Annotated in this window: 18 protein-coding genes; 7 read left to right on the top strand and 11 right to left on the bottom strand. The window is 71.0% G+C overall.

Annotated features, from left to right (window positions below; genetic code table 11):
• Nucleotides 1–161: 161 nt before the first annotated feature.
• Nucleotides 162–980 carry an SAM-dependent methyltransferase gene (locus DTL70_RS18295; RefSeq protein WP_114023022.1) on the top strand — a complete coding sequence of 273 codons (819 nt, stop codon included), beginning with the start codon at nt 162–164 and terminating at the stop codon, nt 978–980.
• 62 nt (nt 981–1,042) lie between these two features.
• On the opposite strand, the gene DTL70_RS18290 is transcribed toward DTL70_RS18295, so the two are convergent.
• Nucleotides 1,043–1,996, bottom strand: coding sequence for a serine/threonine-protein kinase (locus DTL70_RS18290; protein ID WP_245979449.1), 954 nt, complete (start codon nt 1,994–1,996; stop codon nt 1,043–1,045).
• Nucleotides 1,997–2,304: 308 nt separating this feature from the next.
• Between DTL70_RS18290 and DTL70_RS18285 the strand changes: the two genes are divergently transcribed.
• From DTL70_RS18285 to DTL70_RS18265, 6 genes are all read left to right on the top strand, one after another.
• Nucleotides 2,305–2,742 (top strand): SPW repeat protein, encoded by a 438-nt coding sequence (locus tag DTL70_RS18285; protein WP_114023020.1) that lies wholly within the window; start codon nt 2,305–2,307, stop codon nt 2,740–2,742.
• 298 nt (nt 2,743–3,040) lie between these two features.
• Nucleotides 3,041–4,063 (top strand): YihY/virulence factor BrkB family protein, encoded by a 1,023-nt coding sequence (locus DTL70_RS18280; RefSeq protein ID WP_114023019.1) that lies wholly within the window; start codon nt 3,041–3,043, stop codon nt 4,061–4,063.
• A gap of 134 nt (nt 4,064–4,197) precedes the next feature.
• Entirely contained in the window at nt 4,198–4,653 is a 456-nt protein-coding gene (locus tag DTL70_RS18275) for an oxidoreductase (RefSeq protein WP_181860977.1), read from the top strand.
• Between the two features lie 80 nt (nt 4,654–4,733).
• Nucleotides 4,734–5,573 (top strand): cytochrome b/b6 domain-containing protein, encoded by an 840-nt coding sequence (locus tag DTL70_RS33865; RefSeq protein ID WP_220183631.1) that lies wholly within the window; start codon nt 4,734–4,736, stop codon nt 5,571–5,573.
• Entirely contained in the window at nt 5,570–6,223 is a 654-nt protein-coding gene (locus DTL70_RS33860) for a molybdopterin-dependent oxidoreductase (RefSeq protein WP_220183630.1), read from the top strand. The genes DTL70_RS33865 and DTL70_RS33860 overlap by 4 nt, the downstream gene beginning before the upstream one ends.
• Nucleotides 6,223–6,681, top strand: coding sequence for a hypothetical protein (locus tag DTL70_RS18265; RefSeq protein WP_220183629.1), 459 nt, complete (start codon nt 6,223–6,225; stop codon nt 6,679–6,681). Before DTL70_RS33860 ends, DTL70_RS18265 begins: the two co-directional genes overlap by 1 nt.
• Here DTL70_RS18265 and DTL70_RS18260 read toward each other — a convergent pair.
• The 10 genes from DTL70_RS18260 to DTL70_RS18215 form a co-directional block, all read right to left on the bottom strand.
• The gene (locus DTL70_RS18260) at nt 6,653–7,039 is read right to left on the bottom strand and encodes a hypothetical protein (RefSeq protein ID WP_114023017.1); all 387 of its coding nucleotides are present in this window, start codon (nt 7,037–7,039) and stop codon (nt 6,653–6,655) included. The genes DTL70_RS18265 and DTL70_RS18260 overlap by 29 nt on opposite strands.
• A 47-nt stretch (nt 7,040–7,086) precedes the next feature.
• Entirely contained in the window at nt 7,087–8,178 is a 1,092-nt protein-coding gene (locus DTL70_RS18255; protein WP_147266789.1) for a hypothetical protein, read from the bottom strand.
• A 201-nt stretch (nt 8,179–8,379) separates the two neighbouring features.
• Nucleotides 8,380–8,601, bottom strand: a complete 222-nt coding sequence (locus DTL70_RS18250) for a hypothetical protein (RefSeq protein ID WP_220183636.1) — start codon at nt 8,599–8,601, stop codon at nt 8,380–8,382.
• Between the two features lie 11 nt (nt 8,602–8,612).
• Entirely contained in the window at nt 8,613–8,819 is a 207-nt protein-coding gene (locus DTL70_RS18245) for a hypothetical protein (protein WP_114023014.1), read from the bottom strand.
• A gap of 34 nt (nt 8,820–8,853) precedes the next feature.
• Nucleotides 8,854–9,525 (bottom strand): DUF5947 family protein, encoded by a 672-nt coding sequence (locus tag DTL70_RS18240; RefSeq protein ID WP_114023013.1) that lies wholly within the window; start codon nt 9,523–9,525, stop codon nt 8,854–8,856.
• Nucleotides 9,522–10,085 (bottom strand): NifU family protein, encoded by a 564-nt coding sequence (locus DTL70_RS18235; RefSeq protein ID WP_114023012.1) that lies wholly within the window; start codon nt 10,083–10,085, stop codon nt 9,522–9,524. Before DTL70_RS18235 ends, DTL70_RS18240 begins: the two co-directional genes overlap by 4 nt.
• On the bottom strand, nt 10,078–11,889 hold the full coding sequence (locus tag DTL70_RS18230; protein WP_114023011.1) for a nickel-dependent hydrogenase large subunit: 1,812 nt from the start codon (nt 11,887–11,889) through the stop codon (nt 10,078–10,080). Before DTL70_RS18230 ends, DTL70_RS18235 begins: the two co-directional genes overlap by 8 nt.
• A 75-nt stretch (nt 11,890–11,964) precedes the next feature.
• Entirely contained in the window at nt 11,965–13,056 is a 1,092-nt protein-coding gene (locus tag DTL70_RS18225) for an NADH-quinone oxidoreductase subunit B family protein (RefSeq protein WP_114023010.1), read from the bottom strand.
• Nucleotides 13,053–13,658: a hemerythrin domain-containing protein gene (locus DTL70_RS18220; RefSeq protein ID WP_114023208.1), complete on the bottom strand. Its 606-nt coding sequence runs from the start codon at nt 13,656–13,658 to the stop codon at nt 13,053–13,055. The genes DTL70_RS18225 and DTL70_RS18220 overlap by 4 nt, the downstream gene beginning before the upstream one ends.
• On the bottom strand, nt 13,630–15,273 hold the full coding sequence (locus DTL70_RS18215; RefSeq protein WP_114023009.1) for a hypothetical protein: 1,644 nt from the start codon (nt 15,271–15,273) through the stop codon (nt 13,630–13,632). Before DTL70_RS18215 ends, DTL70_RS18220 begins: the two co-directional genes overlap by 29 nt.
• Nucleotides 15,274–15,417 lie beyond the last annotated feature (144 nt).

Raw genomic sequence — 15,417 nt, 5'->3', positions numbered from 1 at the left:
GCTGACGGTAACGCACATCACGTCGGTCCGGGCCTCGTTCGTGTCACAGCGCGTCCACAGCACCGTCACCGCTCGCGCGAGCCGGGCAGGGCGGTGATCTGGTGCTCAACAGCGCCGTACGTCACAGTGGTTGACCACGTGAGGTCTCACAGGAGTGACGCATGAGCCAGCAGATTCCCCCGGGCACCGCGACTCGGCCGCACACCGCGCGGCTGTACGACTTCTATCTGGGAGGCAAGACCAACTACAGCCCGGACCGGGAAGTGGCCGTCGAGGGGCTGAAGCTCTTCCCCAACGCGATGATCGCCGCCCGCCAGAACCGGGCCTTCATGCACCGCGTGGTGCGCCACCTGGCGCGGGAGCGCGGCATCCGGCAGTTCCTCGACATCGGCACCGGCATTCCCACAGTCCCCAACCTGCACCAGGTGGCGCAACAGGAGCAGCCCACCGCACGGGTCGTCTACTCCGACAACGACCCGATCGTGCTCGCCCACGCCCGCGCCCTGATGACCAGCACGCCCGAGGGGGTCACCGAGTACGTGGAGGCGGACGTCCGCAGGCCCGAGACCATCCTGGAACGCGCCCGCGAGACCCTGGACTTCTCCGAGCCGGTCGCCCTGACCGTGATCGCCCTCTTCCACTTCGTCGAGGACACCCACGAGCCGCGGGCTCTCGTCCGCCGGCTGCTGGAAGAGTTGCCCTCGGGCAGCGCACTCGCCCTCTCGCACGCCACCGAGGACTTCGACCCCGAAGGCATGCGGCTGATCGCCGACAGATACCGGCAGGCGAACATGCGCGTGCGGCTGCGCAGCCGCAAGGAGGTCGCCGAGTTCTTCGACGGCCTGGAACTGGTCGAGCCGGGTCTGTCCGCCACCTGCGACTGGCGACTCGACCTCGACACCGACGACGTACCGCAACTCCCCGGCATGGTCAGCCCGGCCGAGGCGGGTGTGTGGGCGGGCCTGGGCATCAAACCTTAGCCGCCGGGCGCCGGCCGGTGCTGTCGAATCCAGCGGCAGGCGCCGTGAGCAACGCGTCGTGTTCAGGCGACGGGCATGGCTGTCAGCAGGTTGCCCTGACAGAGGAAGACGCGGTTTCCGTCGGCGCCGAGGCCGAGGATCTCGCCGGACCGGTCGGCGGCGAGCAGCACCGGTTCCTCGGCGCCGGTGACGAGCAGCGGCCCGCTCCCGAGGGACAGGCGGTCCTTCCACCGCCGCCCGCCGTTGCGCACGTCGAACGCGTGCAGGCCGCCGCCCTTCGCCGCGACGACCACGACGTCACGCAGCGGCACCGGCGCCGGGGTCTCGTCGCGGACCACCTCGAAGGGGCCCCACAAGGGCGACGGAGGCTTTCCGGCCTCGTACGTGGCCAGCGGTTCGGCGTCCCGCTCGTGGGGGTCGTCCTCGTCCCGGCCGAGCAGGTACCAGGCGCCGGCGCCAGCGCCACCGCCGACGGCCACGACGACACCGCCGCCGGCCAGGCCCGCGAGGAGACGCCGCCGAGACGGGCGCACGGCACTGCCGGTGCCCCCCGCAGCGGGCAGTGTCGTCATCCGCTCGGCGGTCTGCTCGCGCTCGGCTATCTCCCCGGCGAGGGGGCCGCGCCGCCACACCAGGTCCGCGTCCTTGGGCGGCGCGAAGGCCCGGGCCACGTCTTCCGGCGTGGGGCGCCGTGCGGCGTCCTTGTCCAGGCAGAGCGCGACGAGCGCGAGCAGTTCGGGCGAGAGCCCGTCCAGCCGCGGCTGCCCGTGCACCACCTCGTAACTCACCGCCGCCACGTGCTCCCCGGTGAAGGCCCGCGCGCCCGTCGCAGCGAACGTGAGGACAGCCCCGAGCGCGAACACGTCCGCCGCCGGGCCGACGCGCTGCCCGAGCACCTGCTCGGGCGGCCCGTATCCGGGCGTGACGGGCACCTGCCCCGTGGTGGTGAGCGTCAGCCCGTGCTCGGGCCTGGCGATCCCGAAGTCGATGACCCGCCGCCCCCGTGAGGTCAGCACGATGTTCGCCGGCGTCGCCGCTGATGACGGCCGTGCGCGTGACGGCCGTGCGCGTGACGGCCTTGTGGTGACGGAGGGGAGCGAGCCTACGCCAACCGGTGTCGCGGCAGCCACATGGTGCACTCGTGCCCTCACGTTGCGGAGCGGGGTGGCGCGGGTGAGCGTGAGGCCACCTCCGGCAATGTGACCCAAATCACATAAATTCGGGCACATGGCCGTGAATGTTGCCCGCCCACTGTTCACCCGGCGGCTGGCGGGTGAGTTCCGTTCGCCCACCACAGGCACTCTCCGGAAGGAGGAGGACAACCATGGCAGTGCCTACTACCGGCAGCAGCATTGAACACCACCCCGATCTGGTGGAGATGCGTGCGCGGTACGAGAAGGCCGGATCCACTCCGACCGCACAGCTCGTGGAAGGTCTGAGCTTCCTCGCGGGTCTCTACATAGCGATCTCACCGTGGGTCGTCGGATTCAACACGTCGACGAGTCTGGCGGTCAGCAACCTGATCGTCGGCTTGGCGTTCGCGGTGCTCGCCTTCGGTTTCGGATCCGCCTACGAGCGGACGCACCTGCTGGGGTGGACGGCGCCGCTGCTCGGAGCCTGGGTGATCATCTCGCAGTGGGTGATCAACGGTGCGCCGGACACGACGTCGATCGTGGTCAACAACGTGATCGCGGGTGGTGTCGCGGCACTGTGCGGCCTTGCGGTCATGGGCCTGGCGATGGGCAAGAAACGGAAGGGGTGACGGCCACCCTGCGTAACCGGTGACGGGTGGAGCGGTACCCACCGCTCCACCCGTCGCGTATGCCGCAGGCCCTCGCGGTCCACCCGCCGGATGGCGCCGCAGCGCGTGCGCAGCCGGACCGACTGGGCTTGGCTGGAGTGAGCGACGTCGGCGGTGCAGCCGGACCGCCGGCGAGCGTGGCGCATCGGCGGCGCGGGAGCCGGGCGCAGCCGGGCAGCCGGGCAGCCGGTGAATGAGTGAGGTCGGCGGCTTCGGCGCGGATACCGATGACGGTCTGGGAGGAGGCGGCTGACGCCCCATGGGCAGTGGTACGGCACAGCGGATCGACGCCTTCCAGCAGCGCCACCGCTGGGTCGGAGGGCCTCTCGCCGTCGTCTACAAGGTCTTCGACGACCAGGCCCTCTACCTGGTCGCGCTGCTGACGTACTACACCTTCCTGTCGATCTTTCCCGTGCTGCTGCTGTTCGTCTCGGGCCTGGGGGCGTTCCTGGAGGACAATCCCGACCTCCAGCAGAGGCTGATCAACTCGGTCCTCGGCGAGTTCCCGGTGCTCGGGGACCAGTTGCGCGGGCGTATCCACCCGTTCCGCAGCAACGGGCTCGCCCTCGCGATCGGTGTGATGGGGAGCCTGTACGGCAGCCTGGGCGCGGCGCAGGCCGCGCAGTACAGCCTCAACAAGATATGGGCGGTGCCCCGGCACCTGAGGCACAACCCGTTCCGGTCGCGGCTGAAGGGCGTGTTCTTCCTGACCACGGTCGCGGCCGGGCTGTGCGTGACGCTGCTGTTGTCGGTGGCGGCCTCGAAGTCGCAGACGTTCGGCACGGAGCTGGGCACAGGGCTGCGGACGGCGATCACCGCGGTGGCCGTCGCCGTGAACACGGCGTTGCTGCTGGCCACCTACACCTTCCTCACCCACCATCAGGTGCCGCTGCGGCGGCTGTGGGTCGAGTCCCTGGGGGCGGCCTGCGCCTGGCAGGTGCTCCAGTGGGGAGGCGGCTATTACGCCACCAGCGTGCTGCGGGGTGCCAGCGCGACCTACGGCATGTTCGGAATCGTGCTCGGTCTGCTCGGCTGGATCTATCTCGGCGCTCTCATCTTCGTCCTGGCGGCGGAGGTGAGCGTGGTGCGCACGCACCGGCTGTGGCCGCGCAGTCTGCTGACTCCGTTCACGGACCGGGTGTGGCTGAACTGGGCCGACCGGAAGGCGTACACCTCTTACGCGACCACGGAGACCTTCAAGGACTTCGAGACCGTCACGGTCGAGTTCGACCAGCGTCCGCCGCCCGGGGACCCGCCGTCCGACGGCCCCGGTGGGGCATGAGTTCCGGGCGAGGACGCGGTACTTCTCCGTTTGGTTCACCGCCGCCCGGTGACCCGCCGCCCATGGTGGAGACGGGCCGTGCCGAGACGTCAGGCGGACGGGGGCGGCCGCACGCCGCGCTCCGGTACTCCGGGGTGGGCAAGCTGCTCCGGCTCTACCGGTACTTCGCCTTCGACCTGCCCCGGCTGACCAGCGGCGCCGGGGCCCTGCTGCTCCTCGGCACGGCGGCCGCCCGCCTCCACCAGGCGGTCGCCGGCCATCCGGCCGACCGTCCCGGCTATGTGGCGGCCTGCCTGGTGGTGCTGGCGTCCGGCGCGTTGCTCGCCGCGGTGGGCGTGGTGGCGGGGGCGCGCCGGGCACTGACCCGGGCGGGGTGGGTGCTGGGCAGCCTGGTCTCGGCGGTGTCGGCCGCCGGGTATCTGGTCGGCCGCGTGGCGGGACTGCCCGGGCTGCCGGAGTTGCAGGGGCGCTGGGACTATCCCCTGGGCACCGTCTCGCTCATCCTGGCGGGCGGTTTTCTCGCCCTCCACGTCTCCGTCCTCACGGGCATGAACGTGGCCGTCCCGGACACGAGGCACTGGCACCACTGATACGCCACTGATGCCTCACTGCTGCACCCACCACGCACCACCGACCTCGCGCCCCGCCGTCGATCGCCAAGGAGAGGCCCGTGCAACAGCTCGACTTCCCGGTGTGGCTGCGTGTGGAGCACTGGCTGAACGTCCTGTTCCTGACCCTGCTGATCCGCAGCGGCATCGAGATCATCGCGACGCATCCCAAGCTGTACTGGCGCAATGACAGCCGGCCGGGCACGGAGTGGGCCCGCTTCACCCGCAAGCGGATGCCGAAGGACAAGCTCTACGACACGCTGGACGAGGAGGAGAGCTATGCGTCGATCGTCTCGCTGCCGGGGCACAAGCAGCTGGGGATGGGGCGGCACTGGCACTTCGTCAGCGTGATCGGCTGGATACTGACGGGGCTGGTGTACGTCGTACTGTTGTTCGCCACGGGGCAGTGGCTGCGCTACGTCCCCACGTCGTGGTCGGTCTTCCCGACGGCCTGGGACGACCTGATGACGTATCTGAGCTTCGATCTGCCACCGCTGCTGCCCGGCCAGCCGTTGGACGCTCTGCAGAAGCTCGCGTACGCGGGGGTGATCTTCTTGCTGGCGCCGTTCCAGATCCTCACCGGCGCCGCGCAGTCACCGGCGGTCGAGGCCCGCTTCCCGCGCTACGTGCGGCTGTTCGGGGGCCGGCAGGCGGCGCGCAGCCTGCACTTCCTCGGTCTGGTGGCGTTCCTGGTCTTCCTCGCCGTCCACCTCACCATGATCATCTCTTGGGGGTGGCCGGAGCTCAACGCGCTGATGATCTTCGGCGAGGTCCGCGACCTGAACGCGGCGCTGTGGCTGTCGCTGGGCATTCTGCCGGCGTCGTCCTGGTCCACGCCGGCGCGACCGTCGTCAGCCTCCGCAGCCCGCGCAGGGTGCAGCAGGGGCTGGGCCGGATCGTGAACAGCTTCCGGCGCCTGGCGCTGCGGCGGCTCATCTCCCACCAGGACTACGCGCGCTCCAAGCTCTCCGTCGAGCACCGGGTCAACGGGAAGCCGCCGTGCAGCACCGAGTACAAGCTGATGGCCGTGCACGACTTCGCCGACTGGAGGCTGGAGATCGGCGGCTTGGTCGAGCGCCCGATGACGCTGACGCTGGACGATCTGCGCGCGCTGCGTGAGCCGCACAGCCAGCGGGTGCTGCACAACTGCGTGCAGGGCTGGTCGAGCATCGGTGAGTGGGGCGGCGTGCCGCTGCGCGAGGTGGTCGAGATGGTCCGCCCGCTGCCCCAGGCACGGCACCTGTGCTTCTTGACCATGCAGGACACCGGACGCGACGAGCCCAGCGCCGAGGGGGCGGGACAGTTCTACGAGGTCGTCGACCTCGAATTGGCCCGAGAGCCGCAGACACTGCTGGCGTACGAGATGAACGGCGGTCCCCTGCCCATCAAGCACGGGGCACCGCTGCGGCTGCGGGTGGAGACGCAGGTCGGCTTCAAGATGGCCAAGTGGATCGAACGCATCGAGTTCGTCTCCGGCTACGCGTGCATCGGCAAGGGCATGGGCGGCTGGCGTGAGGACAACGTCTTCTACGACAAGGACGTGGAGGTGTGATGACCACCGCGCGGCGAGCCGCAGGACGGCGGCGAGAGACCGGCCGGCGGCAGGAGACCGGCCGGCAGCGAGAGGCCGGCCGGCACAGGGGCGAGGGCCGGCGGCGGGACGACGGCCCTCCGCACGGGACCGAGGGCAAGCGTGTGGTGCGGGACATCCGGCCGGAGCTGACCGTCCTGGACGCCGGGCAGCGCGAACGCGTGCGACGGGCACTGCGGGACAGGAAGCTGCGGTGCCCGCACTGCCGCCGCGACCGCTTCGAGGTGGGCGAGGCGCTCTACCTCGGTTTCCTCTTCCTCGACGAGGCCACAGACGCCTATCTGGTCGCGCTGCGCTGCACCAACCGCGCGTGCCCGCTGCCGCGCACCGGGGTGACACTCGGGCAGGAGGAGTTCATGGGACAGGAGGAGTTCATGGGACAGGAGGAGTTCATGGGCCCGGGGCACCCGGAAGGGTGAGCCGCGGGACGACGCCGGGGTCGGCCAGGTCGAGTCGCGCGGCCGACGAGGCGGCGTCCCGCAGCCGGGCGCGCAGTTCCTGGTAGCGCTTCGCCTGCTCGCCGGTGAGCTCCCCGCGTGCCGCGTAGTGGGCGAGGCGCTCCAGCCGTCCGCTCAGCAGCGTCCCCCAGCGGATGCTGAAGTCGTACACCCTCTCGTCGTCCCGGGCGGCCGCCGGGTCCCCGGCCAGCTCGCGCAACTGCCGCAGAACGGCGAAGGCCCGGTCCAGATCGGCCGTGATGCCGCTGACCGGCCGGGGGTACGGCGCGGGGACTGCGCCGACGTCGGCGGCGGCCTCGACGTGCCGGTCGTTGTCCATGGCGAGGTACCTCCCTCGTGGCCGTGGCGTGGTTGTCGTCGTGTCCGTCACAGGCTCGGCTTGGCGATGCTGAGGGTGTACGGCGCTCCTTCGAGGGTGAGGTAGACCCGGTCGCCGCCCACCGCGATGCCGGAGACCGGCGCCTTCCGCAACTCCGGGCGGTCCAGCGCCGACCGGTAGTCGACCGTGTCGACGACGTCGAACCTACCGTCCTCGAAGCCGGTGAAGCTGTGCGTCGCGAGGACGACGAGGCGGGAGTCGGTCACCGCGTAGAGCCGCCTCTCGTCCGCGTCCAGGTGGCGCACCGGCTGCCCCATGTGGCGGCTCGCCACGACGTGCAGGCCCTTGCCGGAGCGCTTCGCGTCCACGGCCAGCAGCCGGTCGCCGCCCTTCTCCGCGACGTAGAGCCGCGAGACCTTCGTCTTGTCCCCCGTGGTCTTCTCGGCCCTCAGCGGCAGGCTGCCCGTCTCCCGTACGTCCGAACGGGAGCCCTTGTAGTGGGTGAGACGGTCGGGTGCGACGGCGTAGTACTCGACCTGCTGCCCCCTGTCCGGGCCGTCGATCTCCCCCGTGGGCCCGAGGCCGACGCGCCGGGAGGTCACCACGTCGTCGGCTCCGCCCGGCTTGCCGCCCAGAGCGGTGCCGCTGACGGTGCTGCCGTCGGCGGAGAGCGCCAGTGCCAGGTCGGGGCCGGTATCGGTGGCGAGGTAGGAGGGCGCGTCACCGGCCTCGCGGGTTTCCACGGTGCGCATGTCGGAGACGTCCAGTGCGGCGATCCGGTCGCGGTCGGGCAGCGCCACGTAGGCCTCGCCCGACGCGTCGTCACCCGGGGGCAGCGCCAGGTTCCGTCCCAGCTCGGAGAAGGTCCGCGAGCGCGTGGTGTGTGCGGTGCGCGGCGAGTCGGAGGCCAACGCGCGCGGCGGATCGATCCTGACGACCTGCCGGGACCTGTCGGCGAGCGCCACCAGTGCCTTCTCCTCGCCGGACCACACCGGTTCGCGCACGGGCGTTCCGGTGCGCAGCACGGCGACCTCGGGCGCCGACCGCTGGGAGGTGCCGTGCGCGCCGCATCCGGCGACGAGCAGCAGGCTCGTCACCACCAGCGTCGGTGTCCTGCGGTGGTCGGCCCTCGCCCTCACGCCCCTGCCCCCTCACTCGTGTCGGGAGTCCCGCGCCGCCCCGGTCCGGCCGCGGCCACCGCCACGACGGCTGTGACGACGACGGAGTACCCCCTCGTGTCCTCCCGACGCCCACCGGCCCGGAACGCGGGCCGGGCGGGCGGCCAGGCGGCAGGGCGGGCGGTCAGGCGGACAGGGCTGAGCCAGGGAGACCGGGCTGGGTCAGCGGGGGTGTCGGGATCCGGCGCCGAAGCCGATCATCCGCCAGATCCGCACCTCCCGCACCGCACCGGGAAGTTCCCGCACGAGAATGCCCGCGACGAGGGTTGCGACCACCGCGACCTGGGCGAACAGCACGCGTCGTGCCCAGCAGGGCCGGTGGGGTGCCGCCGCGGTGGCCACGGTGTCCGTCGGTCGCATACGTCGTCGCTGCGTGGTGCGCATGGTGCTGCTCCTCAGCCGGGCGAGATGTTCGGCATGATCTTCATGATGGCGTTGTGCTTCTTCCAGTGGATGCCCGTCGAGCGCCTGGCATCCGCTGTGCCGTCCTTGTGGTGGCCGGGCTGGTGGCGGTAAGGCCCCTTGTTGCCCTGGTGGATGCCGAAGACGTGCGTCGAAGTGTCCGGTTTCACCTGGGGTTTTCCGACCCTGATGCGGCCCATGGGCCCCTCCTTCTTGGCTGTTGCTTCCGGGGCGTCACCCCGGCCGTTCGGTCAGCTCGGCGAAGAACCTGTCGATCTCGGGCCACACGCGGCTGCCGCCGGTGAGGCCGCGCCACTCCCTGCGGACGACGGCGACCATGCGGAAGCAGTCGTCGATGGGGACGATCCAGTGCTGCCGCCGGTCCTGCACGGTGTTGACGAGCAGGGCCTCGACGTCGGCGGCGAGTGTCGCCAGTGGCGGGCACTGCCGTACGGTGCCCTGCCACGCTTCGGGGTCCGGCTCCCACCGCGTCGGCCCTGCCGGGCTCGGGTAGTGGGCGTGGATGCCGCCGTCGGCGTGCGGGACGAAGAAGGCGAGCCCGACCGGCGCCCCCAACGCGGCCGTCGATACCGGTTCCAGACGCGTGCGCCGCTGCGGGATCAGCCGGTAGTGGCCCTCGCTGGCCGCCTCCCGTGCGAACAGCACCGAGCACGGCCGGCAGGCGCACAGCATGTGCCCGCCCGCGGGCCCTTCCCCGCCCGTGCCCGCCCCGGCTCCCTCCTCACCGGCCGGTGGGTCCTCTCCCCCACCGTCGGTGCCGGTGTTCAGCAGGTGCCTGTGGTCGGCCGGGACCGGGGCGCCGCACAGGTCGCAGGCTTCGGTGTCGGGCGCCGGGCCACCGCGCTGAGCCGTGCGGATCGCCCGGGCGAGCGCGCCGGAGGTCACGACGCCCCCGCGGCCGGTGCGGCGGTGGGCAGCATGTCCGCCAGCGGGACGAACGCGGGTGCCGGTTCGCTCGCCACGCACCGGACGGCGGTCAGCTCCGGGGCGGCCGCCAGCAGCGTCTCGCGTACGGCCTCCTCGACGGTGGACGCGGAGGTCCCGCACCCCTTGGCCGTCACCCGTACCGAGGCCACGCCCGCCTCGACGCCCACGAGTTCCACGTCGGCGCCGCGCTGGGCGAGCACGGGCCGCACGCCTTCGACGGCGTCGGCGACGCGCTGCTCCACGGGGTCCGGGTGCAGTTGGTGCAGCACCAGCAGGTGGTGCAGCAGCCGGTCGTCGGTGAGGGCGCCGGTCAGCCGGGGCCCTGCCAGGTCGCGGACGCGGGCCAGGGCCTCGCCGTAGACCTGCGTCAGTCCCCGTACGGCTTCCAGGGCGGCCTCCGCGGTGGGTCCCGCCACGTTCTCGACCCGTTCGAGCAGTTCGTCGAGGCGTGCCAGGCGCGCTTCGACGTCCGCGTCAGCCAGCCGGTGCCCTGGCACGGTCACCTGGTCCTCAGCCATGGCCGGCTCCGGTGGCCGCCGCCCCGAAGGTCGGTGAGTGGATCTGCCGCAGTTCCTTGCCCCTGCCCAGGTACATGTGCACGCCGCACGGCAGGCAGGGGTCGAAGCTGCGGACGGTGCGCATGATGTCGATGCCCTTGAAGTCGTCCTGGCCGTTCTCCTCGAAGATCGGCTGCCCGGTGACGGCGTCCTCGTAGGGGCCCGGTGTGCCGTAGTGGTCCTGCGGACTGGCGTTCCAGGGGGTGGGCGGGTACGGGTGGTAGTTGGCGATCTTCTTGTCCTTGATCACCAGGTGGTGGGAGAGCACACCGCGGACCGCCTCGTGGAAGCCGCAGCCGATGCCCTCCTCGGGCAGCTCGAAGTCGTTGAAGATCTTCGTGTCGCCGGCCCTGACCAGCTCCATGGCCCGGTCGAGGAATTCGAAGGCCATGGCGGCCGAGTAGGCGACGAAGTAGGGGCGCGCCCGGTCGCGTTCGATGGTGTTGGACCACTTGGGGATCTTCCACTCCAGCGTCATCTCCGGCAGTTGGCTGCTCTTGGGCAGCGTGATCTTCACGCTGTGTCCCGTCGCCTTGACGTAGGTGGTGTCCACCAGACCGTTGAGCGCGGTGGACCACAGCCGGGCCAGCGGACCGCCGCCGGTGTCCAGCGCGAGGTGCTCGCCGCTCTTCTTGTCGAACCAGCGGGGGCTCATCACCCAGCTGTACTTGTCGTCGAAGTCGCGTTTCTGCGGTGCCGGGACCGTCGTCTGGTTCCAGGGGTGGCGCATGTCGACGGGATTGCCGAGGGGGTCGTGGGTGACGAACGGCTCCTCGTTCACCCAGTCCTCGTAGTACGAGGAGCCGAGCAGGATGCGCATGCCGAGGTTGATGTCGACGAGGTTGTTGGTGACCAGTTCGCCGTCGACGATGATGCCCGGGGTGACGTACATCGCCTTGCCCCAGGTGTTCATGTTCTCGTACCGGTAGTCGCACGTCTCGTAGTGCTGCCAGGCGCCCCAGCACCCGAGCATGGTGCGGCGTCTGCCCACCTCCTCGTAGCCGGGCAGCGCCTCGTAGAAGAAGTCGAAGACGTCGTCGTTCATGGCGACGGACTTCTTGACGAAGTCGAGGATCTTCATCAGCCGGGTGAGGTAGTCGGTGAAGGTCGTCGGCTCCGGCATGGTGCCCACGCCGCCCGGATACAGCGTGGAGGGGTGGACGTGGCGGCCCTCCATCTTGCAGAACATCTCCCGGGTGACGCGGCTGACGTGCAGCGCCTCCTTGTAGACCGCGCCCTCGAAGGGGTTGAAGGCCCGCATGATGTCCGCGATGGTGCGGTAGCCGTGGATGTGCCCGCGGGGAGAGGCGGTCTGCTCCGCCTTGGCCAGCACACCGGGATTGGTGAGCTTGACCATCGCCTCGCAGAAGTCGACGAACACCATGTTGTCCTGGAAGATGGTGTGGTCGAACATGTACTCGGCCGCCTCGCCGAGGTTGGTGATGTGCTCGGCCAGCGGCGGTGGCTTGACCCCGTACGCCATCTGCTGCGCGTAATTGGAGCAGGTGGTGTGGTTGTCACCGCAGATGCCGCAGATCCGGCTCGTGATGAAACCGGCGTCCCGCGGGTCCTTCCCCTTCATGAACACCGAGTAGCCCCGGAACAGCGACGAGGTGCTGCGGCACTCGGTCACCTCGCGGTTGGCAAAGTCGATCTTCGTGTAGATCCCGAGATTGCCGATGATCCGGGTGATCGGGTCCCAGGACATGTCCACCACGTTCGGTGTCTTGCGCGCCGCCTGGGGCCGGGCCGCGGTTGCCGTCATGTCAGTCCTTACCTCGTCGGTCGTCAGGGGGGGGTAGGCGGTGGTGGTCGTGAGGGAGTACGCGGTGGCGGTCGCTCAGGCGCGCCAGTGCGGGTCGTAGCCGCTGGTCAGTTCGGGGCCGTCGTGGCGCCACTTCGGCTCCTGGTTGACGGCGATGTTGGTCAGGCCGCGCATCCGGCGGATGAAGGCCCCGTACGGCTTGATGAGGATCGAGGAGAGGCTGCCGCCTGTCGGCTCGTCCATGAACGGCATGAACGCGTCGGGGAAGCCCGGCATGGTGCACCCGATGCAGATGCCGCCCACGTTCGGGCAGCCGCCCACCCCCGACATCCAGCCGCGCTTGGGCACGTTGCAGTTGACGACCGGGCCCCAGCAGCCGATCTTCACCTGGCACTTGGGCGCGTTGTAGTCCTTGGAGAAGTCGCCCTGCTCGTAGTACGCCGCACGGTCGCAGCCCTCGTGCACGGTCTTCCCGAACAGCCACTGGGGCCGCAGCATGTGGTCCAGCGGCGGGGGCGGGGCAGCGCCGGCCGCGTGATAGAGCACCCAGGTGAGGGTCTCCATGAAGTTCTCCGGCTGGATCGGGCAGCCGGGCACGTTCACGATCGGCAGCGCGCCCTCGGACCTGAAGTCCCAGCCCAGATAGTCCGCGAGCCCCATGCACCCGGTCGGGTTGCCCGCCATCGCGTGGATGCCGCCGTACGTGGCACAGGTGCCCGCCGCGACCACCGCCCAGGCCCGCGGCGCGAGCCGGTCGAGCCACCAGTTGAGGGTGAGGGGCTCGCCCGTCTCCTCGTCGTTGCCGAAGGAGGTCCAGTAGCCGTCGCCCTCGATGATGTTCTGGTTGGGGATCGAGCCCTCGATGACGAGGATGAACGGGTGCGGCGACTCGCCCTTGGCCGCCGCCCGGAACGGAGCGAGGAAGTCCTCGCCACCGAGGGTGGGCGAGAGCACCTTGTTGTACAGATTGACCTTCGGCAGGCCGGGGACGAGGCCCAGTACGACGTCCTCGATGGCGGGCTGCCCCGAGGCCGTCATCGAGACGGTGTCCCCGTCGCAGCTCATGCCCTCGGAGATCCACAGAATGTCGATCTCCCCGATGCCCTGCCGCCGGTCGGCCCCGGTCGGGTGCTCACTTGCGCGGGCTGTGCCGCTGTCGATCGTCATGTTCTGGGCCTCCCTTGCAGCCGGTCACGCAGTCGGTCGTAGACGGCCGCGACCGGAGCCGCCATCGCCAGCCCCGGTGGCTGGTCCGGGGCGCCGGGATGCGGCCTGGTGGGGGCGGTCCGCTTGGCCTTCTCCAGCTCACGGCCCAGCTCGTAGAGAGCCTGCTGGTCGAGGGCCGCGCGCAGCTTGGGCAACATGCGGCCCTCCTCCTCGACCACGTGCTCCTCGATCTCCTGCTGGAGCTCGGTCATCAGCGCGGTCGTCCGCTCCATGACCCGCGCGTCGCCCTCGCCGCCCTCGAACCCGTCCGGGTAGGTGCTGCTGCCGCTCCCGGCGGAGGGGAGCTGGTCCAGCGCGAGAAGCGTCTTCTTGACACCCATGTGCTCGGCCAGATGCTCGCCGATCTCCTGCTGCCCGTCCGCCAGCACCTTCTTGGCCAGCGGATAGACCATCAGCTCCTCGAGTGCGGCGTGCTTGGACAGCTCGCGGACGAGTGTCTCGACCACGGCGCGGCGCTGGCGGGCCGAGGCGGCCGCGCGGTAGTCGCGGAAGAGCTGCTCGACCATCCGGTGGTCATGCTTCAACAGCTCGATGGCGTCCATCGGACCTCTTCTCGTCGGGGCGGCGACGAGCACCGGCGTCGGGCGCGGAGGCATCGGGCGCGGAGGCGTCGGGCGCGGAGGCGTCGGGCGCGGAGGCGTCGGCGTCCAGCGGATGGACCTCGTCGGTACGGAAGTAGAAGTAGCGGCCGTACCAGGCGTTCACCTCGGCCGCCGGGTCGTCGTCGAGGGTGACGGCCAGGTGCACGCTGCCGTCCACGTCGTGGAAGACGCCCGCGACCTGCGCGGTGCGGCCGGCGAGGAAGATGTCGTGCGCGTCCGCGCCCCGGGCCCGCGGCCGCAGCACCACCCGGTGCCCGCGCCGCACCGGTACGCCCGCGACCAGCACGCTGTCCGTCGACGGTGAGATCCCCTCGTCGCCGCCCTCCTGCCACCAGGGCGTGGTCGCGCGCGCCGGCACCGGGTCGTCGCCGTCCGGTGGGGGCTCGGCGGCGGCCGGCGTCGTCGCTGCCGAGGTCCGGGCGGTGAAGTCCCCTGCGGGCTCCAGCGAGCGGATCGCGCCGTGCAGGCGCGCGAAGACCTCCCGGGGCATGTTCTCGACCTGGTCGAGGATGGCGGCCGCGCGCGCGTCGGTGGCCCGGGCCTCCCGCTTCTCCTCATCGGTCAGCAGGAACGTGCGCAGGGAGAGGATCTCGTCGATCTCGGCGGCGTCGTGCAGGTCGCCGGGGCTCTCCGGAGCGATCTGCGGGTGGTCGGAGAGGAGGATGGGCGAGGAGAGCATCATCCGCCGCGTGCCCTCCTCTCCGGCCAGCACGGGGAAGGTGTGCAGGTTGCGGCACGTGTCCGTGTGAGCCGCGGCCCAGGCGGGTGGGTCGATGAGGGAGACGAACTCGACGCCCTCCCCGGCCAGCAGGGTGTGGGTCGCGATCAGGGAGTGCCGCAGCGCCTCGTCGCGGGGCGTGCCGGCCGGGACGGTGTCGCCGGTGTTCTCGGTGCGGACGCTCAGGCGGTGCGCTCCGGGGCGGTCGGCCAGGGGGTGCGCCGAGAGTGTGGTGCGGGCCGCGAGCGGGCGGCGGTGCCTCACGACGCGGAGCGCTTCGCCGCCCGCGCCGGCCAGGTCGCCCGCGCCGGTCAGGTCGGTGGTCTGCGCACCGCCGGGCGCGCCGACGGGGAACGTCCGCTCTCCCGCGAGCAGGTCGGCCAGCTCGACCTCGATGTCGGTCTCGTGTTCCACCGCCTCGTCGAAGGAGAGGTGGAGCTCGCCACCGAGGTCGGCTGACTCCACGGCCTCCCAGGCGTCCTCCCCGCCCCCGTCCCGCGTCCTGACCCGGCGTTCGACGCGCTTGCCCTGCACCTGGAGGTACCGCACCCGGACGCGCAGCAGCGCTCCGGGGCCGGCCTCCACCAGGCATGCGGTGTGCTGGCGCCAGGACTCGGCGGCTCCGGCGACGCTCGGCGGCACGGGTCCGTCGGCCTCCACCCAGGCGCGCGGCGCGAGGACGCCGAACTGCCAGCGCACCCGGTTCTTGGGCGAGGAGCGGCGGTAGGGGTAGAGCAGGTAGCCCTCGTAACAGATGGCGTCCGCGACCGCGCGGACCTTTGCGAACGCCGCTCCCGCCGACCGCGTGCCGGGCTCCGCCCGAGCCGGACCGTCCACTGCCGTGCCTCCCGGTCGCCGCATCGGTGCGCGTGCGCGCACACCGGCGTCCATATTTGCACCGTTTTTTCAGATTTGCGCGCTCTGCTGGCGCGGGTGTGGCGCGCGACGGAGTCGGGCGAGTTCATCGGGGGCGGCCGACGT

This window comes from Streptomyces diacarni (assembly GCF_003323715.1).
GTDB classification, from domain to species: Bacteria; Actinomycetota; Actinomycetes; order Streptomycetales; family Streptomycetaceae; genus Streptomyces; species Streptomyces diacarni.
This window is presented reverse-complemented; position numbering and strand designations above follow the sequence as displayed.